Annotated in this window: 16 protein-coding genes and 1 pseudogene; 7 read left to right on the top strand and 10 right to left on the bottom strand. The window is 45.2% G+C overall.

Translation table 11 applies throughout. The features are described 5' to 3' along the window. Positions 1-31: 31 nt before the first annotated feature. Positions 32-1924 (top strand): polysaccharide lyase, encoded by a 1893-nt coding sequence (locus tag FFR00_RS05385; RefSeq protein ID WP_137672363.1) that lies wholly within the window; start codon positions 32-34, stop codon positions 1922-1924. A gap of 75 nt (positions 1925-1999) precedes the next feature. Next, positions 2000-3883, top strand: a complete 1884-nt coding sequence (locus FFR00_RS05380; protein WP_137672362.1) for a polysaccharide lyase — start codon at positions 2000-2002, stop codon at positions 3881-3883. Positions 3884-3984: 101 nt separating this feature from the next. Here FFR00_RS05380 and codA read toward each other — a convergent pair whose 3' ends face one another. The 3 genes from codA to codB are packed head-to-tail and all read right to left on the bottom strand — an operon-like array spanning position 3985 to position 7714. Continuing rightward, entirely contained in the window at positions 3985-5250 is a 1266-nt protein-coding gene (gene codA / locus FFR00_RS05375; protein ID WP_137672361.1) for a cytosine deaminase, read from the bottom strand. Further along, a complete protein-coding gene (locus FFR00_RS05370) occupies positions 5247-6443 on the bottom strand; it encodes a PucR family transcriptional regulator (RefSeq protein ID WP_137672360.1) in 1197 nt (398 codons plus the stop codon). Before FFR00_RS05370 ends, codA begins: the two co-directional genes overlap by 4 nt. Positions 6444-6454: 11 nt before the next feature. Further along, complete coding sequence (codB, locus tag FFR00_RS05365; protein ID WP_137672359.1) at positions 6455-7714, bottom strand: cytosine permease; 1260 nt, start codon at positions 7712-7714, stop codon at positions 6455-6457. Between the two features lie 894 nt (positions 7715-8608). Between codB and pulA the strand changes: the two genes are divergently transcribed. Next, a complete protein-coding gene (gene pulA / locus FFR00_RS05360) occupies positions 8609-11848 on the top strand; it encodes a pullulanase-type alpha-1,6-glucosidase (RefSeq protein ID WP_137672358.1) in 3240 nt (1079 codons plus the stop codon). Positions 11849-12050: 202 nt separating this feature from the next. On the opposite strand, the gene FFR00_RS21755 is transcribed toward pulA, so the two are convergent. After that, entirely contained in the window at positions 12051-12227 is a 177-nt protein-coding gene (locus FFR00_RS21755) for a hypothetical protein (protein WP_016399804.1), read from the bottom strand. Between the two features lie 273 nt (positions 12228-12500). On the opposite strand from FFR00_RS21755, the gene FFR00_RS05355 reads away from it, so the two are divergent. Then, entirely contained in the window at positions 12501-13094 is a 594-nt protein-coding gene (locus FFR00_RS05355) for a DUF1287 domain-containing protein (RefSeq protein WP_137672357.1), read from the top strand. Positions 13095-13111: 17 nt separating this feature from the next. On the opposite strand, the gene FFR00_RS05350 is transcribed toward FFR00_RS05355, so the two are convergent. Then, the gene (locus FFR00_RS05350) at positions 13112-14008 is read right to left on the bottom strand and encodes a LysR family transcriptional regulator (RefSeq protein ID WP_137672356.1); all 897 of its coding nucleotides are present in this window, start codon (positions 14006-14008) and stop codon (positions 13112-13114) included. 106 nt (positions 14009-14114) lie between these two features. Between FFR00_RS05350 and FFR00_RS05345 the strand changes: the two genes are divergently transcribed. After that, entirely contained in the window at positions 14115-14684 is a 570-nt protein-coding gene (locus FFR00_RS05345; RefSeq protein WP_137672355.1) for an NADPH-dependent FMN reductase, read from the top strand. 70 nt (positions 14685-14754) lie between these two features. Here the strand turns inward: FFR00_RS05345 and FFR00_RS05340 are convergent. The 3 genes and pseudogenes from FFR00_RS05340 to FFR00_RS05330 form a co-directional block, all read right to left on the bottom strand. Next, positions 14755-15505: pseudogene (locus tag FFR00_RS05340) on the bottom strand (isocitrate lyase/phosphoenolpyruvate mutase family protein). An 84-nt stretch (positions 15506-15589) separates the two neighbouring features. Then, positions 15590-16390, bottom strand: a complete 801-nt coding sequence (locus FFR00_RS05335) for an ABC transporter permease (protein WP_137672354.1) — start codon at positions 16388-16390, stop codon at positions 15590-15592. Between the two features lie 107 nt (positions 16391-16497). Continuing rightward, a complete protein-coding gene (locus FFR00_RS05330; protein ID WP_137672353.1) occupies positions 16498-17622 on the bottom strand; it encodes a GGDEF domain-containing protein in 1125 nt (374 codons plus the stop codon). A 289-nt stretch (positions 17623-17911) separates the two neighbouring features. Here FFR00_RS05330 and FFR00_RS05325 point away from each other — a divergent pair, with 289 nt between their 5' ends. Beyond that, positions 17912-18568 carry a YceH family protein gene (locus tag FFR00_RS05325; RefSeq protein ID WP_137672352.1) on the top strand — a complete coding sequence of 219 codons (657 nt, stop codon included), beginning with the start codon at positions 17912-17914 and terminating at the stop codon, positions 18566-18568. 81 nt (positions 18569-18649) lie between these two features. Here FFR00_RS05325 and FFR00_RS05320 read toward each other — a convergent pair whose 3' ends face one another. Both FFR00_RS05320 and FFR00_RS05315 read right to left on the bottom strand, forming a co-directional pair. Further along, positions 18650-19792 (bottom strand): HlyD family secretion protein, encoded by a 1143-nt coding sequence (locus tag FFR00_RS05320; protein ID WP_137672351.1) that lies wholly within the window; start codon positions 19790-19792, stop codon positions 18650-18652. Beyond that, a complete protein-coding gene (locus FFR00_RS05315; RefSeq protein WP_137672350.1) occupies positions 19792-20178 on the bottom strand; it encodes a DUF3302 domain-containing protein in 387 nt (128 codons plus the stop codon). Before FFR00_RS05315 ends, FFR00_RS05320 begins: the two co-directional genes overlap by 1 nt. 182 nt (positions 20179-20360) lie before the next feature. Here FFR00_RS05315 and FFR00_RS05310 point away from each other — a divergent pair, with 182 nt between their 5' ends. Then, positions 20361-21287: an exo-alpha-sialidase gene (locus FFR00_RS05310; protein WP_137672349.1), complete on the top strand. Its 927-nt coding sequence runs from the start codon at positions 20361-20363 to the stop codon at positions 21285-21287. Positions 21288-21470 lie beyond the last annotated feature (183 nt).

The following is a 21470-nucleotide window of genomic DNA, read 5'->3' as shown; positions in this document are numbered from 1 at the left end:
TCGCTACAGGTTTTTGCTTGGAGAGTTTCATATGTTTAATTCACGGAAAAACCAAATGGCATCCAATGCTGTTCAGTTTAGAGTGCCCACTCGATTATATAAGCCTGGTTACCAAGCGTTGGTATTAGCCTCTTGCGCTATGCTAGCTGGCGTTTCATCTCAAGCTAACTCTGCCAATAGTTGTCAATTGGTCAAAGACATCAACTTTAATAAGCATTCGGGGGCATTTAGCTCCTACACCCAGGCGATGGCCACCACAGACTTTGGTGTATTAGAAAAAAATGCAGCGGGTGATGTTCGAGGTTTAGATCGCGCGGGAACCACTTGGCGTGCTCGCAATGCAGTGGGGAATGGCGTGCTAAGAACTCATTATCCCGCCAACATAGCTGGCGGCACAAACAGTGGTATTTTGTTTGATCAAAAGTTTACTGAAAGCGATGAAGCGGTAATGCAATACCGCATCAAGTTTGGCAAAGATTTTGTTTGGGCTTCGGGTGGTAAGTTGCCGGGTTTAGCTGGTGGGCCAGGACGGATCCCGGTTGGCTGTACCCAAAACTTAGACACTATTAAAAACGGCTTTTCAGCTCGCTTAATGTGGCGCAAAAATGGCAATTTGGTTGTGTATAGCTATTTTCCTAATCGCTTAGAACCAAGGCAGGGGAACTGTGGTATTGATTATAAGTTTGCTCAGGTGGAAGCGGATCGTTGGTACACCATTCGGCAGTACATCAAACTAAATACCCCAGGACAGAAAGACGGCTTACTTCGCATGGAGATTGATGGTGAAGTGGGGCTGGATATGGATGACGTTGAATACCGAGGAGCGGGAAAAAGCAACGTTAAGATTAACGACCTGATCTTCCATACCTATCGCGGTGGTGGCGCCACCGATGAACGTTTTCATTCCCCCAAAAACGAGTACATCTATATGGATGACTTTAAGGTGTGGACTGATTGTTCCAACCCTGATGATTCGCAGCCTATTACGCCAGTAGACACCAAGAATGATCTGTCCTGTACTACAGCAGCTAAACTCTTAGGCACAGCCAAGGATAACTTTGCTGAGCAGTGTGCTGATTATTTGCGTAAAGATTGCGATCAACGAGATGCAAATGGGCAACCGTGGTGGGTTTGTAGTAGCGAGAATATCGATGATGATTTCACCTTTCCTATTGCTAAAAGCTCAGGCGAGTTAACTATACAAGCTGAAGATTACGCCAGAGCCGTTGACAGTGCAGCCGGCAACAAAGGCGGGGCTTACCGTTCTGGTGATGTAGATATACAAGCCACCCAAGATTCGAGCGGTAGTTACAACATTGGTTGGATTTCCAATGGTGAAAGCCTGAGTTATGACTTGCTGTTAAACCAAACTAAGGATTATGACCTTGAGTTACGAACCGGGGCCAATCGCGATACGGGGTTGATTTCTATATTGCTTGACGGAGAGGTGCGCCTCTCTAATGAACTTGTCGATAACACCGGTGATTACCATGTTTATAAAACCCAGCGCTTTTCTCTTGGTGAGCTAAGTGCTGGTTCCCACGACCTAAGCATAGAAGTACATAGTGGTCAGTTTAATTTTAACTGGTTACGGCTCATTCCAAGTAGCGAAGAGAAACTACCCGATCAGCCTGTTCCACCCTCTAGCAGTTGTCATCAGTATTCCGGCAACGGCCGAGTTGAGTTGGATTTACGCACCTCGAGCTGCGTCGATTTAACCAAGAATTTAGTGAATAGAACCCTGCAGGTTTGGGATAGTGACAGTAATAAACAGTGTGATTTTCGCGGCGTGGTGGAATCGCTCAATGGCGCAGGCCAATTGAATGTCGATAGCAACTATCGCTCAAGTAATCAGATAAGCGGCACCAGCATTAACTTTTATGCCAGCAACGCTTGTGATTTCGTGAAAATACGTATTTTTTAAGCTTTTAATTAAACCAAAGTGGTGTATTGACGATTGCACCACCCTCAAAATTTGAAATATATATTGGGAGATACCATGAAAACTGCAACGCTAAGCCCAGCATTGGCTTTATTGTTAGTTGCCTATGCGGGCCAAGCAAGCGCTGGTCTTGATTGTTCCATTGGCACAATTAAGAACTGGAGTGGCGAACGCTTCATGCTTAAAGATATTGAAGTTAGCAATGCTGGAAGCAGTAACCAAGTTTGGAATGTGAATATTGTTTTTGATAACGATGTGGCATTAAGCAGCGCGTGGAGTGCTGATGTTAAAGATACCGGACAAGTGTTTACAGCCTCTGGTAGCGAGTTTAACCGCCTGTTAAAACCCGGAGAAAGTACCGACTTTGGAATTAAAGGGGTGGGGAGTTTTAACCAGGTTAGCTGTCAAATTGGCGAGCCGGTAATACCTGAGCCGCCAGAATTGCCAGAAGGAAACCTCGTTTACATTGAAGATTTCGAGTCCTATTCCTCTGGAGATGAGTGGAAAAATGTTAACGATACCACTGTTGTTCAAGACTGTGGTGATGGGCGCGACCAGTGCTTGCGGGTGAGTTATGCGCCTACCAGTAGAGGTTCAGAACGCTTGCAAACTAAAGTGTCTATTCCCGGCGGTGAACATTACAGTTTAGTTTATGACATCTTTTTTGAAGATGGTTTTGAGTTTGTTCGTGGCGGCAAGTTGCCGGGTTTGTCACCAACGGTGCATACAACGGGGTGCTCTGAAGCTATTCCAAATGGCTGGAGCGTACGTCCCATGTGGCGACCTAATGGCTCTGCTCAAGCGTACTATTACGGCCAAAATCGCATTGAACGTTGCGGCGATGGTGAGCGCAGCTATGAGGGCGCGTTTGTTAGTGGTCGGTGGCAGCAATTGGCCTTGGAAGTAAAGTTGAATTCCGCCCCTGAGGCCTACGACGGTAAAGTGGTTCTTAAAGTGGATGGTGATGTTGTGTCTTCTGCTGAGAACATCGACCTTCGTGGCACTATTAACGATGAAACCTTGATTAACCGGTTCTTCTTTAGCACCTTTTATGGTGGTGCAGATTCGAGTTGGGCACCAAGTAAAACCACTTATATTCGCTACGATAATGTTCGGGTTGTTGACCTTTCTAAAGGCGACGACTTAATTTCTCCAGTTGACCCAGTTGAGCCGCCAGAGCCAAGTGAAGGTGTGGCTTACTACAACATGGACAATCTCAACTCAGGCTTTCCGACTAAAAAAGAGTGGGTTAATGCTTGGTCTCCTACCAAGTGGGTAAATGGTGCTGTGGAGCAGCGTTTGTTTGTGGACGAGGATGTACATTACGGCCCAACAGGAAAATCAGTGCGTGCCCTTTACCCTCAAGGTAAGCGAACGTCTTCTGACAGTGGTGCTCAGTGGCATATGAGTATTAATGGTGAATACGAAGAAATGTACTTGTCCTACTGGGTGAAGTTTGATGAAAACTTCGATTTTGTGCTGGGCGGTAAACTTCCTGGTCTGTCTGGCTCGGTTTCTTTTGTTGACCGAACTCATGAATGGAAGGGGCGTTTAATGTGGCGCGAAGCGGGTAAAGCCGAGTTCTATACTCACTTTGCGCATGACCGCACCCGCTGGTGGTGGAATACCGAGGGTTTTCAAGCGAAGTTTATTCCTAACCAATGGCACCATGTGGAAATGCACTTCCGCTTAAATACTCCAGGGTATACCGATGGTTTAATGGAAGGCTGGTTAGATGGCAAAAAAGCCGCTTACTACGACGAAGTGATGTTCCGTGCAGCCGATGAGCCAAACAATAAGATTACCAAAGTGTTCTTTAGTACCTTTTTTGGCGGAAGCAGTGGCGACCAATGGAATGCCACCAAAGACGAGTTTGCATGGTTTGATGAGTTTATCATCTCGCCTAATCGCATTGGTTATCCTGGTCCTTGGCTAGACTAGTTTTTAGTGAGAAAACTGTAGTGGGGCACTGCTCATTTACTTGAGTAATGCTCCCTATTTTTGCCTGCAAGTCCGCATTCAAGCTAATGACTTACCGAGGTTTACTCTTTAGAGAAAGAGCAATGTTTAATTAGCTTAGCTGGTTGACGCTGAATCAGTATTTCGCCATTTCGTACCGATAACAGTACTTCGCCTTGGCGTTGAATCACCGATAAATCGTCTTCTCCTTCTAGCAAAATAAAGTTTGCAGGTTTGCCTACCTCAATACCGTATTCAGCTTCTACTTGTAAGGTTTTAGCGCCATTGTTGGTAATAAGATCCAAGGCTTTAGATAGCTCTTTATAACCCATCATGTGGCAGATGTGTAAGCCAGCGTCTAATACTCTTAGAAGTTTACCGTTGCCTAAGGTATACCAAGGGTCTTGAATAGAATCTTGGGCAAAGCAGACATTCATGCCGGCTTCACATAACTCTTTCACTCGAGTTACGCCGCGTCGTTTAGGGTAGGTATCAAAGCGGCCTTGCAAGTGAATGCTCTCGGTAGGGCAAGAGACAAAGTTTATTTTAGATTTTTTGAGTAGCCTAAATAATTTAGAACAATAGGCGTTGTTGTAAGAATGCATCGCGGTAGTGTGGCTGGCGGTAACGCGCTCGCCCATATCAAGCTCTAGGGCTGCGGTGGCTAGCACCTCCAAAAAGCGCGATGCTTCGTCGTCAATTTCGTCGCAGTGCACATCTACCAATAGATCATGTTGTTTGGCGAGCTCCACCACCCAGTGCATCGACTCTACCCCATATTCGCGGGTAAATTCAAAATGGGGAATTCCGCCTATTACATCTGCTCCCTCTTTAATGGCTTGCTCCATTAAGGTTTTGCCATTGGGAAAAGACCAGATCCCTTCTTGGGGAAAGGCAACAATTTGTAAATTGATTGCAGAAGACAGCTTAGATTTTAGCTTGGCAATGGTTTTAAGTGCGGTGAGTTGTGGATCGGTCACATCCACATGGGTGCGAATGTACTGCACTCCATTTTCAACCAACAGTTGCACAGTTTTTAACACGCGTTGTTCGATGTCTTCGGGGGTGAGCAGCGGTTTACGTTCGCTCCAGCGCTCAATCCCCTCAAACAAGGTTCCGCTCATGTTCCAAGAGGGCTGCCCGGCAGTGAGCACTGCGTCTAAGTGAATATGCGGCTCAACAAAAGGAGCAGACAATAAATTACCGGCGGCATCTATCGCTTCTTCATATTCTGGCAAGTTAGCTGATAAAGCCGCGGTTTGCGGAGTGATATGAGTAATTAGCCCTTGGGTAACAGATAGACTAAACAGCTCTGTCTGCCCTCTTAAACGTGCGTTAATAATTTTCATGATAATCCTTGAACAGAATGTTGTTGCCGCTGGATTGTAATTGGCTCCATCAGCAGGGCATTTTGTAATTCTAGACGTTGCTGCGCTTGTTCTAGGTCGCAACCAGTGAGTGTTTGTACCTTGGCGAGACGGTTGCTGAGCGTATTTCGGTGAATATTTAGCTCTTTGGCGGTCTGTCTTAGGTTGGCTAAATTGTCAAAGTAGCAGCGTAGAGTATGCTTAAGGGTGATTAAGCTAGGTTCTTGGCAATGGAATAAGGGCCCGAGTTTGTCGCAGCAAAAGTTCAGTAAAATTTGTGGATCCTCAATGGCGGCAAATACTCGGCTCACCCCTAAATCCAAGTAGTGCACAATGGCGGAATGATGGCTTTGTAATTGGCTAAACTCTGCAGCTTGTCTAGCCTGCAAAGCGGCATTGGCCAACTGGTTTAGCCCTTGTGGGCTAACACTCACACCCAAATTGTATTTAAGCTTTTGTGGCATTAAATACTGATTGAGCTGCTGCCAAAGGATACGCTGTTGCTCTAAAGAGTCTTGAGCTTGAATGGGCAACAATAAATACCAGCCGTGATGATCTTCAATTAGCGGGTAGGGGCTTCGCATGTGATTTAGCCACTGGCGAAGCTGAAATACCCAAACATTTAAGTCACTTGCATCGCTAACTTGTGGTTGTAGTTGGGCAATACTAATCGCCGCATCAAAGTTTAAGCCTAATTCTTTGGCGCGGTGTCGAGACAACATCGATAGTTGGTTGGGGCTATTAATCACATGGCTAATGAAATGCTGTAGCGAGTGGCTAGATAGGTTGTCTTGAATTAAGGCCTTACAAATTAGCTCGGTAACTTTAACCATAGGCAAGCTGTAAGGCTGCTCTAGTACTGCAAATTGATGTTGGTTGGCATAGCTAATCACGCTCTCGGGAATGGTGTCGATAAATTCTGAGTGGGTCAGAATAACCATGCCTGCCGCCGACTTCTCTAAAGCTTCATCTATAAGTTGATAATACTCTTGTTCACTTCGTTGCAAATTTATACCGGTAACAAAGACGAGTTCACCACCGGTTAACCAAGGTGCTAGCTCTTTGTTCTCTGCTAAGTATGGCCAGCGAATAGTTTGTTGAGAAGCTTCCCCGGTAAGCAAGTTAATGCTCTCTAAACCGGGGATTAGGGGAATATCTTTAGCGCGAATAGCCAAGCACTACCTCCTTAACTGGCCGTTTGTTTGGCTAAGGGCTGAGCCGAGCTAATGTGCAGCAATACACCATAGAAACTGGCCGACACAACAATCCCAACTAACGGCGCTATCCAAGGGGAATAGTAGGCTGCAGCCGAACCAACCGCGTACGCAGCTAAACCACATTTATCGAAACTAGGTAGCTTAATTTGCTCTAATGCTGGTGGGTTTCCACGATGTTTAAACCAAAAATCAGCCATGATGATGGCGCCAATGGGTGGAATAAAGGTACCCAAAAGGATTAAAAATGGGATAAGCAGGTTATACATGCCAAATACTGCTAGCAGGGTGCCGATGGCCGCACCTACTAGAGTAATTAAGCGGCGTTTGTCGGTTCTCATCAAGTTACAGCCGGCGGCGGCAAAGTTATAAATAGTGTTGTCTTGGGTTGTCCAGATGTTGGCAAATAACATCAGAATAGCAACCAGAATAAAGCCTTGGCTTACTAGTACGTCTACGATGTCGGCTTGCTGGTAAACCATCGCGCCGAACGCGCCGACAAATACCATTAAGCCATTGCCAATAAAGAAAGCTAACAAAGTAGTGATAACCGCTATGCGGCCAGACTTAGCAAAACGACTCCAATTGGTTGCTTGGGTTCCGCCGCTCACAAAGGTACCAAATACTAAAGTAATTGCCGCAGAGAATGCCATGGTATCGCTTGGCACAATGCTGCTAAGTTGAGAGAGGCCACCTATATCAATACTGCCTTGGTAAATCGATAGGCCGATAAATGCCAACATGGCGGGGACAGATATTTTGGAAAGAATTTCTAAGGCTTTGTAGCCAATAAATGCGGTAATACAAAAGCCAAAACCAAACAGCACCATTAAAGGTGTTGCGTAGCTTTCGGGTAAGTTGAGCAGCTTAAGCAAAATAATCGCTATGGTGGCGGTACCCCAGGCGTACCAGCCTATTTGGGTAAAACCTAAGATAATGTCAGATAGCTTGCTACCATGCTCTCCAAAACAGTATCGCCCTAGCAATACCGAGTTTAAGCCGGTTTTATACGCCACATAAGCCAGCCCTGCGGCATAGCTACCTAATAGCAAATTACCTATTAGTATGATCCACAGCAGCTCGGTGAAACTAAATGAGGTACCGAGTGTGCCACCTGCCCACATGGTGGAAGTGAAGAAAGTAAACCCTAAAAGTACAAAAGCGGTAGACCAAAAACCTTTACGGGCGTCTTGTGGAACCGCCGAGAGTGGAAAATCGTTAGTTTGGCTCATTGTGTTAACTCCATCTATTGGTGACAACAATCGCTATATTGGTGGTCACGCTAGTTATTCCATCGTGTTAAGCGTTCCAAAAGCTGTGCCAAATATGCTCTTCTTTTGGCTTGAGTTTTGTTGTGCAAATGGGTGATTTTTGTTCTGCACGAAATGTACCGTTTGCACATAAAATTGCTGCGAGTAGGGCTGGAGAAATTTGTTTCAAAAAAGGCTGCAATTAAACGCACTACTATGGCGCGTATCTGATGGTTTTTGGGGCGTAACTATGCCTAGGGTATATTGATCTTTGCTGATGGTTTTTGCAGCAATTTATTAGCCATTTAGGCAAGGCATTGAGTGTGCAGTTAAGTGGGCTTAATAATCACTCGCTAACGCTAAATAAATGGCTAAGAAATGCTGCCCGAAGGGTTTGGATAAGCGAACTTTACTCTTTGTTAAGCACTTCTAGCTTAGCCCACTAGGCTTCTAAGTGCTCGCCGCGATTAAAGCCCGCTTATCTCGAACAACATTTCAACACCAAAGATCAACAGACCCTAGTTTAGTGCTGTATCTGCTAGCACTTACTCAATGGAAAGTTAGCCCCTTTTTAAGCACTAATTCTGATTACTGGTGCTTTTCTTTTTTAAGTCAGTGCTTGAAAATTACCTCTCAAAGTCCTTAAAGGTCTGAAATAACAATTGTTTATGGTTTTATTATCTAAGTTATTTTTATTTTTTAGAATAATATAGTGACAAAGGCTGGCAAATTAGAAACTGCTTGGTTGATATTTGAGCGCTTAAACCTGAGCTAGGCATATCTCACAGTTTTGGTTTATTTAGGTGTATAGGCTAAAAAATGAAAGTTTCAAAGCATTAAACACTATAAAAATAAAACTAATGAGGTTATCTCGGAATGGAATTATCCAAAGTTGCAAAGTTAACTTTGCCAGTGCTGGCGGCTGTTTCGTTGGCTGCCTGTAATAGCAGCAGTAACAATGACAATGGTGATCAAAACGGTCTTGTAGAGCTAAAAGACGGTCAAATTGCCGTTTATTACCGTTTAGACGATGCTAAAGCAAGCAATCAGTCTTTAGAGGAGTACTACCAAGGTTGGACTATTCACGGCTGGAACGATGCCAGTTGTAATGGTTGGGGTGATGGCAGCGATGGTGATGCTACAGGTGGTTGGGATGCTGGCATGGCATACACCGGCATTAACGAGACTTACGGCGCTTACTGGGTGATTGACGCTTATCATGCTGGTGAGTGTATCAATATGATCCCGCGTAATTTAGAGCAGGGTGGCCAAACTGGTGACCTACGCTTCTACTACACTGACTACAAACATGGCTTGATAAAGACGGGCGATGACAACGTGTATGTAGATACCGATTACACCGAGGTAAACCAACCTCCAGTTGGCATTGTTGGCGCAAGTGCACACTGGGTGCGTGATAACCTCATTCTATGGGATGCAAATGGCAGCCAGTTTAAACTGTACCATTCTGCTAATGCCGGCATTTCGGTAAATGTCGAAGATAAAACAATAGAGGGTGGCGAAGCCTTAGAATTAAACATTACCGAGATGCCAGCAGATGTGAAAGCTCAATTCCCTCATTTGGCGCATTTACAAGCTTACGAATTAAATGCAGAACAAGCTGCCGAGGTGATAAAAGGTCAGCTAGTGGCAGCGGCGTATAATCAAGATGAAGAGGTGGTTGCCGCTACCTTGTTGCAAATTCCTGGGGCGCTAGATGACCTATATTGGGAAAATGCTAAAGATGAGCCGCTGGGTGCGGTGATTCAAGATGGCTTAACAACTTTCCGTCTTTGGGCGCCAACGGCTAAAGATGTAAAACTGGCCTTGTACGATGAAGACTTAAGCGCACACGCCGATCAGGGCTTTGTGGCTATGGAGTTTGATCCTGCAACGGGTATTTGGTCTAGCGAAGCGATGCCTAATATGGTGGATGTTTTTTACCGTTACCAAGTTGAGGTATACCACCCAAATAGCCAGCGTATTGAAACGCTAATGGTGACCGACCCTTACTCACTAAGTTTATCGGCTAATAGCACCCATTCGCAGGTTGTCGATTTACAAAATGACAGTGAATTGTTCCCAAGTGGTTGGGACAGCATTGTTCCGCCAACCATTGACTCTCCTACCGATTACGTATTGTACGAAACACAGGTACGAGATTTTAGTTTTGCCGATGAAGATGGTAACCCAGAATATACCGGTAAGTACTTAGCCTTTACCGATGAAGAACGCGCCAGTTACAAGCATTTAATGCAGTTACGCGATCGCGGTTTAAATAATGTGCACCTGTTACCAGTGTTTGATATTGCTACGGTTGATGAAGTAAATCGCGTAGACATTGATGGCACCATTGGTGAGTTGTGTGAGCTAAATGCCAATGCTGGCGTGTGTGAAGACGGTACCGATAAGTCGGCGGTGATTGAAGATGTGCTGCAAGCTTATGTTGATGAAAACCCTGCCACTGAAAAAGTGCAAGCTTTAGTGAACGATTTACGCCAGTACGATAGCTTTAACTGGGGTTACGACCCGTTCCACTTTAATGTGCCAGAAGGCAGCTATGCTACTGATGCACATGGCAAACAGCGTATTTTAGAATTCCGCCAAATGGTGAAGCATTTACATCAGCAAGATATGCGAGTGATTATGGACGTGGTGTATAACCATACCCATGGTTCTGGCCCTAGCAACGATAAGTCGGTATTGGATAAAATTGTACCGGGATACTACCAACGCTTAACTATTGATACCGGTGTAGTGGAAAACTCAACCTGTTGTGACAACACTGCTACCGAACACAAAATGATGGGTAAACTGATGGTTGACTCGTTAATTGTGTGGGCGCGTGATTACCAAATTGATGGTTTCCGTTTTGACTTAATGGGTCACCAACCAAAAGACTTAATGATCGAAGCACTAGAAGAAGTGCAAAAAGTATCGTCAGATAATTACTTTTACGGCGAAGGCTGGACCTTTGGTGAAGTGCAAGATGACGCTCGTTTTGTTCAAGCAAACCAGCTAAACATGGCTGGCACTGGGATAGGTACCTTCTCTGACCGTTTACGTGATGGTATTCGTGGTGGTAGCCCATTTGATGATGGTGATCAGCTACGTAAGCAGCAAGGTTTTGCCAATGCGGTTTTAGCCAATGAACTCAATGCCGATACGCCTGACAGCACTTACAACGAAACTTGGATGTACAACGCCGACCTTATCCGTGTAGGCATGGCGGGTAACTTGGCTGATTTCCAATTTGTTGACCGTAATGGCGATCGCATTAAAGGCAGTGAATTGCTTTATGGTGGTGATGAGCAACCAGCAGGCTACACCGAAAGTGCCCAAGAGAATATTTCTTACGTATCTAAGCACGATAACCAAACCCTGTGGGACATTAATCAGTACAAATTGGCCGAAGAGTTAACGCCAGAGCAACGTGCACGTATACAAACCGTTGCCTTGTCTACGGTGATGACAGGTCAAGGTATACCATTTATCCACATGGGCTCAGAGTTGCTACGTTCTAAGTCAATGGAGCGTGATAGCTACGACTCGGGCGATTGGTACAACCGTGTTGATTTCACCGCCCAAGATAACAACTGGAACAAGGGTTTGCCGATGAAACACATCGATGGCGCAAACTATGATGTGATTAAGAAAATCATTGCTAACCCTGAAACTCAAGCCGAGCCGCAACATATTGAAGATGCCAAACTACGCTTCTTTGATTTAATGGAAATGCGCACCAGCTCAACGCTATTCCGCATGAATGCTAAGCAAGACATTATGGCGCGTATCGACTTCCACAATACCGGGGTAGACCAAATACCGGGTGTGATTGTGCAATCAATCGACAATGGTATTCATTCAGGTGCTGACCTAGACAGTAACTATGATGCGATTGTGGTTATGGTGAACGCAACAGCAGAAACCCAGCAAATTAGCATTAACAATGCGCAGGGTTTTGAGTTGCACCCCGTACAGCAACGTTCAACAGACTTAGTGGTTAAAGACGCTGAGTTTGCTGATGGCACTTTTGAAGTACCTGCTATGACCACTGCAGTATTCGTTCAGCCTCGTTTGGCCGCACGTGGTGATGGCTTGCCAGTGAAGGGATAAATCTGGTAAACACTGCAGCCGATACTGCAGCAACAACGGCTATCTTCGGGTAGCCGTTTTTCTTTGCTAGTCTTTGGTGTAGGGGAAAGGCACAAGCAGAAATGGAGGCCTTGCACTTAGCTGTTTAGCCAATCAATGTGTGGCGCATGCTTTGGCAAAACTAGCCACCCGTTCAGCTCGAACAGGTGTAAGTTACCAGCTCTTATCTAGACAGTAATTCGATTAATTCGTTTTCGGTGGTGGGAATGCTTTGTAATTCTATACCCGAAGACGCTCCACCTTTAAGCATATAAGCTGAAGTGCCGCAATGGTCGTAGTGGTACCATTGGCCGTCTATACAAACGTCGGTATAACAACGCGGATCTTGTATTAATTCCATTTTTATTACCTCTATTGATTGTTGTTACACTTTCAACATAACCAGCGAGTAGCCTACAAAAAATGATCTACATCAATTGAGGTTTAGAGCTACCTCCATAGTATTAGAGAATTTTGCTTATTTAGTGAGCTTGATCTAGCTATGCACTATAAGCTCGCATCGATAAATATGGGTGAATGGCGTCTTCACATTGACTCAATTGTTAGTAATGATGCCGAAAGTATGTAAGATAGCGTTGAGTGAGTGAATGGTAAGTCATCGATAGGGAGTATTATGTTTAGGTTGGTGTTGTTGCTAGTAGGCGTGATTTCATTACCGGTGCTTGGCAGCACTTTTTCGCAACAGTTGGTTGATGCTGCCTTGGCGCGAACAGAGCACACGGTGATTTACAATGGTGCCTACTTTGCACTGGATTATCCTAATGGTGATGTGCCCGAACACTTTGGGGTGTGCACCGATGTGCTTATTCGTTCCTACCGTGCACTTGGCATTGATTTACAAGTTCAAGTACATGAAGACATGAAGCAGCATTTTGCGCAGTATCCGTCTAAACGTATCTGGGGCTTAAGCCGCACCGATCGCAATATTGATCATCGTCGGGTACCTAATTTACAGGTGTTTTTTGCTCGCCATGGCGAGTCGTTCGAGCGTAGCCAGCAAGCTAGCGATTACCAAGTCGGTGATATAGTCACCTGGATGCTACCGGGTAACTTGCCGCATATTGGTATTGTGAGTGATCAGTTATCAGCCGATGGTGTGCCTAAAATAGTGCACAACATTGGTTTGGGGCCTCAACTAGAAGACATGCTATTTAGCTATCAAATTACTGGCCATTATCGGTATCAACCCAGTGAAAGTAATCAGTAGTACTCGCTACATTCAGGCTAATTGGCGTTTGTTAAGGTACTAAAACGTTGCTTTAAAAACTGAGTAAAGGCCTGTACTTTACTGGTGCGGTGCATATCTACATGTGTGGTAAGCCATTGTGGAATCGCCCAATGTTCTGGTGGTGCCATAAGTGGCAGTAGGTCAGGATAGGCTTTGGCGGTTTCACAATTGAGTGGCGCTGCGCCAAAGCCTGCCTTTATAGCAGGAACAAAGGCATTAAAGTCATTCACCTTCAAAGCAATTTGTTGCGGATCTAACTCGCTATTCATCCAATCAATAAAACTAATCTGCGAGTAGGGCTCAATGGTTGAAATAAACTTATGGCCTACCACCTGCTCTAGTGACGCAATTTTCCCGTACCGTTTTACATAGTCTTTAGAGCCATACAAAGTGACGGGTATTTCCCCTAGGCTTTGCACCACATAATCAAGGTCTTTAGGTTTTTTGCCTGGACGAATGCTTACATGGGCTTCGCCATGTTCCAGTTTTAAAATACGACTGTCGGCTGCATATTCCAGTTTTATTTGTGGGTACAGTGCTTGAAACTCGGCCAATATTGGCAACAAAATATCTGCCATATTGTTCACGGTGGTGAGCACCAAAGTCCCCGACAGTTGGTTGTCGGTGCCTGCTAACTTACCTAATAAGCGGCTAAAGTCGTTTTGCGTACTTTCCGCGGCTTGAGTTAGCATTATGCCGGATTCGGTTGGCTGATAACCGCGAGCATGACGATGAAACAAGCGGGTGCCTAGCCGCTCTTCTAAGGCATTAATTCTGCGCAGTACCGTACTGTGGTGAACATCCAAGGCTTCTGCCGCAGCAGTAAGTGTGCCTAGCTTAGCCACTTGGTAAGCAATATGGATGTCGTTCCAATCATTCTTATGTGCATTCATGCACAGAAGTGTTGCACGTATGTTGTTCTTCTTCAAATTTGCTTATGCAACAATGTTCTCAAATCGACAATAACTTCATCTAGAAGGTAATGCTGAGGAGCATAAAATGACTAAATTAATCGCACTTGCAGGTAGCTTACGCGCTCAATCATTTAACAAGAACTTAGTAAAAATTGCCGCTCAAGGCGCGGAGGAAGCTGGCGCAGAAGTACGCTACGTTGATTTAGCCGATTTTGCTATTCCACTTTACTCAGAAGATTTAGAAGCCGAAGGCACACCGGCATCGGTAAATGATTTAAAGCACTTATTCGCCCAAGCCGATGGTATTTTGTTGGCTAGCCCAGAGTACAACGGTTCTATTTCTGGGGTGCTAAAAAATGCCTTAGATTGGTTGTCGCGTCCGTCTAAAGACGCTGATATTGGGTCTGCCTTTCAAGGTAAAGTTGCCGGTATTATGGCTACCTCGCCGGGCGGTTTAGGCGGCATACGTGGCTTAGCCCATACGCGCGATATTTTGTTCAACTTAGGCGTTTTGGTTAGCCCTAAGCAAGTGGCAGTAGGTTCGTCTTACCAAGCTTTTAACGCCGAAGGCCAGTTAGCCGATGCAGATATGGAGCAACGGGTAAAAGCGTTAGGGGCAGAAGTGGCAGCAACCGCTAAAAAGTTAGCCAACTAAATCTGCTGGCATTGGCTATTAGTTATGTTTTCACATGGTTAATAGTGCTGTTTAGGGGAGAGGTGCAGGTTTAAAACAAGCCCGCAAAAGACTGCTGCAGTGTAATACAATTAAGCTGGGTTTTGAGGTGCTGCTGCATATTCTCAAACAAAAAGTTACCCATGCTGATTCGCTTCACTCCCCACGCTTGCAATTGAGTAAAGTCGGCTAGTTGTGGCATGCACATAACATTAATGGGTAGTTCACTAAACTCGCAAATGGCTTGTATATCCTCCGCTTTTTCTAAGCAGTGCAGAAAGATACCGTTAGCACCTGCTGCGGTATAAAGCGCGATGCGTTGTTTAGCTTGTTCGATAGCATCTTGAGTGTTTAATAAAAACACATCACTTCTCACATTAATAAATATGTCTATTTGCTGCTGGCTAAGTTGTTGCCTTACTTGTGCAATAGTCGCTGCAAACGCGTCGGCGTTTAATAAACTGCGTTGCTGAGCTACCACACTATCTTCAATATTGATTCCTACTACACCAGCGTCACTCAGTCGTTTTATGTTCTCAGCTATTTGCTTCGCGGCTATAACCAGATTCGATATCGACAGTGAAAGGAAGTGTTGAATGTTGGCGGATTTGTTTAACTATTGAGTAGAGGCTGTCAAAAGGCATTTGCTCGCCGTCGGCAAAACCTTGCGAGGCCGCAATGGCTGCACTTGAGGTTCCAATAGCCTTAAAGCCTAGCTGCTCGGCGAGTTGGGCGCTAGCGACATCCCATACATTGCAAAGTAACAATGGTGCAGTTTGGTAGTGTAAGTCTTTGAATGTCATAGTTATGCTCCTTGCGGTAAAGCTAAAAGTTACTATGAACACTGACTTAGCCACAACCGAAAACTTAACAAGTATGTTGAATGATTAAGCCGTTGAAGCATTGGTTTTGTTGATACCAAACTTTACCAAGCCCGTTTGGCCAATGGCGACACGAATACTCAAGCTAAGGGTGGTGGCGATAGAAATGCTGAGCATGACAAAAATGGCGATAAGGATCACCAGTTGGTACTTAACAGCCACCATTGGGTCTCTACCTGCAAGGATTTGGCCAGTCATCATACCGGGTAGGGTAACCAAACCAACGGTACTCATAGAGGCTAAAACAGGGGCAAACGCTTGTTGCATAGCCGATTGCACAAAACCTTGGGTGGCTTGTTGGCGGCTAGCCCCAAGGGCTAGGTAACCTTGGTACTCAGTGGTTTTTTCGTTTAAGGCGCTAAATAGCCGTTGTAAGGCCACAATGTTGCCACTAAGGCTATTGCCTAAAAGCATTCCGGCTAAAGGAATGAGGTATTGAGCGCTATAGGCTGGGGTGGGTTTGAGTAGTGCTAGTAGCAAAATTACCAGTAGTGGGCTTAAACCCAATATTAAGCCACTTAATACCGGAAAAAATAAGGCTTTGCGTGGTAATTTGGCTTTGCCAATAATGGCGCTGGCCCCCACTAACAACATGACCGTTAACCATAGTAGATTTATCCACAGGCTGTTTAGCTCAAAAAGAAATTGCAGATACACACCAAGCAGAGCAAGTTGCAACAACATGCGCACTAGGCTGATGCCAATGTCTTTACCCAAGGCTAAATTAAAGCGCCAGTTAATAAACACTGGAATAAGCAATACTAGGCAAAATAGCCCTAGGGCCGACCAGCTAATGTCTATTGTCATGAGGAATTCCAGCGTTAAAACAAACCATCGAGCAAGCCCTTAGCCCTGCATGCTATTAGTGTAGCGCGGGGCTTTGGTAGAGTCTTGTGCTGATTAGGGCTAGCGGCTCAACAAGCTTGTTTACTGGTGCTGTGTTTATACAGTCTTACGCAGTTTTTACCCTCGGCTTTGGCTTGGTATACCGCTTTGTCGGCGGCTTTCATCATGGCTTCGTGGTGTGGCATTTTGGGGCTGCGACTAGCCACGCCAACACTCACACTCACCTGATATTTTTGATGATTTAGTTGCATATTCTCGATGCGTTCGCGAATTGATCCTCCTAAGCGATATGCACCTTGCTCGTCGGTATTAGGGCAAATAAGTAAAAACTCATCGCCCCCTAAACGAGCTACAACGTCGTCGTTACGCACCGATTCGCGCAAGGCTCTCGCCAGCAGCATTAATACTGCATCACCAGCATCATGACCATTGCGGTCGTTAATCTGCTTAAAGTGGTCTGCATCAATCATCATGCAAGCTAAAGGGGTATCGTTAGCCACTGATTGTTTCCATAGCTCCATGAGTTGGATCATGGCATGGCGGCGATTAGGTAAGCCAGTAAGCACGTCGGTATGCGCTAAAGACTGTAAATGCTGGTTGGTTTTCTGTAATGCAAGGGTACGCTCTTGCACTTTTTGCTCAAGGTTTTGATTTAGCTTTAATAGCTCGTGGTTACGGACACTCACTTGATGAAACAAGCCACGCAAGGCGGCAATGAGCGGTTCGGTCGCCAAATCATTGGGTTGTTCTGTTTGGCAGTAGGCGTGCTCTGGGCTATCGCCTTGCTCAATAAAGTGCAGCTGTTTAGCCAATACTTGGTCAATGCCGAGAATGTGGTAAGCCAGCCATTGAATCAAGTAGTCGAGTAGGTGTTTTACTTTGCTTTGTTGACTGTTGTGGTTGAATTGGCTGAGTTTAGCCACTTCACCTAGAAACTCCTGATGGGCTTTTACATGTGCGCGGCGATGGCGAGCATCTACCTTATGCTGAGCCATTAGCATCTCTTCTTCTTGAAAATGCTCTTTTACGTAGGTATCCAACTCTTGGCTAAGTTGTTGAATAGCACCTTTAGGGGCTTGATTTTCGGTAAGTAAATCGCCAATTTGATTAATAAGATCAATCAAATGCCGATGTTGATCGTCAACAACAGAGATACCTGTTTCAAAGTCTGCAGTCCAACGAAATGATTCCATACTATAGCGTCCAGCAAGTCCCTACTTAAGCGTTTCACGTGGTGGCAATGCGCGTTTAATCGCTCGTGTTGAGCGGACGCCTACCTTAGCGGGTAATCAGACCTGTTAAGCTAATCTACATCAAAAAAACATCAAATAAGAGGCTTTATTAAAAGAAATCTTAAAGCTGAAAACTTTGTTTAATTTAGCGTACGGAAATGTGCGAGCAAGAGCTGCTTAAGCAAGCTATTTAACGTATTCTAAATGTCATAATTCTAGCGTAAGCCTAGTTGATAATGAGAGGTGTAGAGTGGAACAAAATTTAAGTGTAGAACAAACTCGAGTGATAGGTGCGTTGTTAGAGAAAGAAACCACCACGCCTGACCAATACCCTCTGTCTTTAAATGCGCTCACCTTAGCGTGTAACCAAAAAAGCAATCGTGAACCGGTAATGGCTTTAAGTGAAGCCGAAGTTCAAGATATTTTGGTGGAGTTGCAAGATTTACGGATTGTTACCGAAGCGCCCATGTCGGGGCGCGTAGTCCGTTACCAGCACCGTTTTTGTAATACCCAATTTGGCGGCTTACAGCTAAGTGAAGGCGAACGCGCTATTGTGTGTTTAATGTTTTTACGTGGCCCACAAACCCCCGGCGAACTGCGTACTCGCAGCCAACGCTTAGCTAATTTTGCTAGCGTGCAAGAGGTAGAGCAAAGCTTACAAGCACTTGCTGATCACGAAAGCGGTAAGTTGGTTGTTAAATTAGAGCGAGAGCCCGGTAAACGTGAGTCTCGTTATGCGCATTTGTTCTCTGGTGAGCCTTCGTTTGCCGCCGCAGCGCCAAGTGCTGTTAGTGCTGTTAGTGCTGCTGTTGCGCCTGTGCAACAAGCTGAACTACAACAGCAAATTGATGAGCTACGCCAAGAGTTAGCCGTTCTCAAACAACGAGTTGTTGAGTTAGAACAATAAAGAATCTATTCCAAATAAAAAGGCCAGCTACTGGAGCTGGCCTAAAAACCGTCAACCTATTTTAGGACGGGTCACGGGCCATTAATGGAAGGGGAAAATGTAGTTTACCCAGCCTTGCATACGTAACAGTACTTTTCGTATCACCGATACATGATGGAAATGTTCGGTATAAATCGCCACTTGGCCGCTGATCCCTATTGGAAAGTCGAAGTCGTCAAAACGCGGCTCTGGGTCAATTATCACTAAACTACGGCTGTGTTTAAACAAGGCATCTGCACCACGTAAGCTGCCATTTGCTTGAAATTCACCTTCGGCAATGGTTGGCATAACTTGGAGAACGGTACCTTTAAACACAATGCCTGGTTGAGCGGTGACAATAAATTCGGCCTCGTCTCCTGCTTTTAAACGCTTGATAGAGTTTTCCCAAAAAGCCCCTACAAAAATACTTTCTTCTTTAGGAATAAAGGTCATTACCGGGCGCAGCGGCATGGGGACTGCCACCATGCCTTTGCGTAAACCTACTTGGGTTACATAGCCGTCGGTAGGGGCGTGTACCACTGTTTGCTCTAAGTCGAATAAGGCTTTATCTAACTGGCTTTGCAAGCGGGCTACATTGGTATTTACCCCATTTATTTGCGACTCGTAGGCCAATCGCGCATTGGTTTCATTGGCTTCGGCCACTTGTAGTTGCGCCTCGGCTGCCAAATAAGCTTGTTGGCGATTTTCTACTTCAAGCTCGGTAAAGGGGCTGTTTTTACCGCCTTTTTTACGGCCTTCGGTATAACGTTGGTAAGCCTTTTGTGTGCGGTCTCGTTCGGCTTTAGCTGCGTTGGTAGTGGCTTGTGCACTGGCCAATTGTGCCAATAGCTGTGGTACTTGCTGTTGCGCTGCTGCAACTTCTGCTTCACGTTGTGCAACCACGGCTTCAAAAGGCTCTGGGTCTAACTTAAACAGTATGTCGCCTTCTTTAATCAGCTGATTTGGCACTACCGGTACATCAATAACCTTACCTCTAACTAGGGGCATAATCGGCACTGAGGTATATATTTGCCTCGCTTGGGCGGTAAACGGATGGTTGTAATTCATTAAAATGAGCAGCACCCCAATAATAACAATGCCGCCAAGCACCGCAGTAGGTACTGTCCATTTAGTGAGTGGAATATTGAATATTTTGAACACCGCAATGCAAATGCCGGTGTAAGTGAGAATGAGCAATAAATCCATTATTGATTCTCCTGTTGTTCTAGCTGCTGCACATGTTTGCTAATAATGGCGACTTGGCGTTTGAGCTTAGCCACTTCTGCAGTAAGCTCATCTTCGCGAGACTCTAGTTGCTGTTCTTTTTGCTCTAAGGTTTGTTCTTGTTGTTCGAGTTGCTTAAAGCCCCAGCCACGATCTTCTCGATATAAGGTGGCCCAAATCCATAAAAAGGGCCAAATAACATGCAAGGTAAATAAGCTTATCCAGCCTGCTACATGAATGGCGTCTTGATGGGGGTGATTACGGTGTTTAGATATTTCATAGGGAATATCGTGAATGGCGATAATTCCGTAAAACAGCGTGAGGCCAACAAAAAACAGTAGCCCTAAAGCGAAAAAATCCAAAAACATAGTCCCTCCTTGGGATATTTTTGCGATTAACTAAAACTGTTATTCAGCTTAAACGATATTCGTCGATAAAGGTATTAAGTCATGGCGCTTTAGCTCGGTGTGCTTGTTAAGTTACTTTGCCATTTAAATCATTAGCTTAAAATTTCAGCTTAGATGCTGGTTTAATCGCTCAGAGGGTGTTTATGAAGTTATGTTCGGTAGAGCGAGTTTGGGATGAAGGGGAACACAATGCCTTTACCGATCTCTGCGAGTTTAAACAGGCTTTGTGGTTATGCTTTCGCGAAGCCGAAGGCCACGTGAGTATTGAAGGCGATATTCGTATTCTTTGTCGAAGCTTTGATGAAAACGATTTTAGCTCAGCAGCCTTTATTCACGTTGATGGCATAGACTTACGTGACCCAAAGCTAGTGCAAAGTCCTGATGGCCGATTGTTATTAACCTGCGCGGGGGTTAATCGCAGCAGCGAAACCTTTGATCTACAAAGCTTCACTGCGTGGTCTGATGATGGCAGTACCTGGTCTGAACTATGTGCCCAAGGTGATGCCAATATGTGGTTGTGGCGAAGCCGCTATTTAGTCGATGGTGCTTACTCGGTGGCTTATAACTACAGCTTAGATAAAGTGAGCTTATATAAAATGGATGCAGCTGGTGATTACCAAATGCACTTAGACCCGCTATTTAGCTTAGCGCAAAACGGCTTGGCTTACCCTAACGAGCACGACTTGAGCTTGTTAGATGACGGCGCCGCTTTGTGTTTGCTACGTCGTGACAAAGACAGTGGCACCGGCCAGCTAGGTTATGCCAAACCGCCTTATTTGGATTGGCAGTGGCAGGATCTAGGTATTCCTATTGGTGGGCCAGCCATGCTTAAATTAGATGATGGGCGTTTGTTATGCGCGGTACGTTTATATCAACCCGTGCGTACCAGTTTGTGCTGGTTAGATGCCGACCAAGGAAAACTGAATGAGGTGCAAGTGCTGCCATCTGATGGCGATACTAGTTACCCCGGCTTGGTGCAGCAAGGTAATGCAATATATTGCAGTTACTATTCTAGCCATGAGGATAAAACAGCTATTTATCTGGCCGAATTAGATTTAAGCCAAGATTAGCGCTTACCGCAATGAACAAAAAAAAGGCAGCCCTGAGCTGCCTTTTTTAGTGCTAGTGTACCGTCCTAAATAAGGTTGACACATATCCAACATGAAATTGGAGAGTGTCATGAAAACAACCAGTAAACGTACCCAACGAAATTATTCTCTTGCCTTTAAATTGGCAGTGGTAGACCAAGTTGA

It is taken from the genome of Agarivorans sp. Toyoura001 (assembly GCF_005405585.1).
In the GTDB taxonomy this organism is placed as follows: Bacteria; Pseudomonadota; Gammaproteobacteria; order Enterobacterales; family Celerinatantimonadaceae; genus Agarivorans.
The sequence above is the reverse complement of the archived record's forward strand: the minus strand, read 5'-3'. Positions and strand labels throughout refer to the sequence as shown.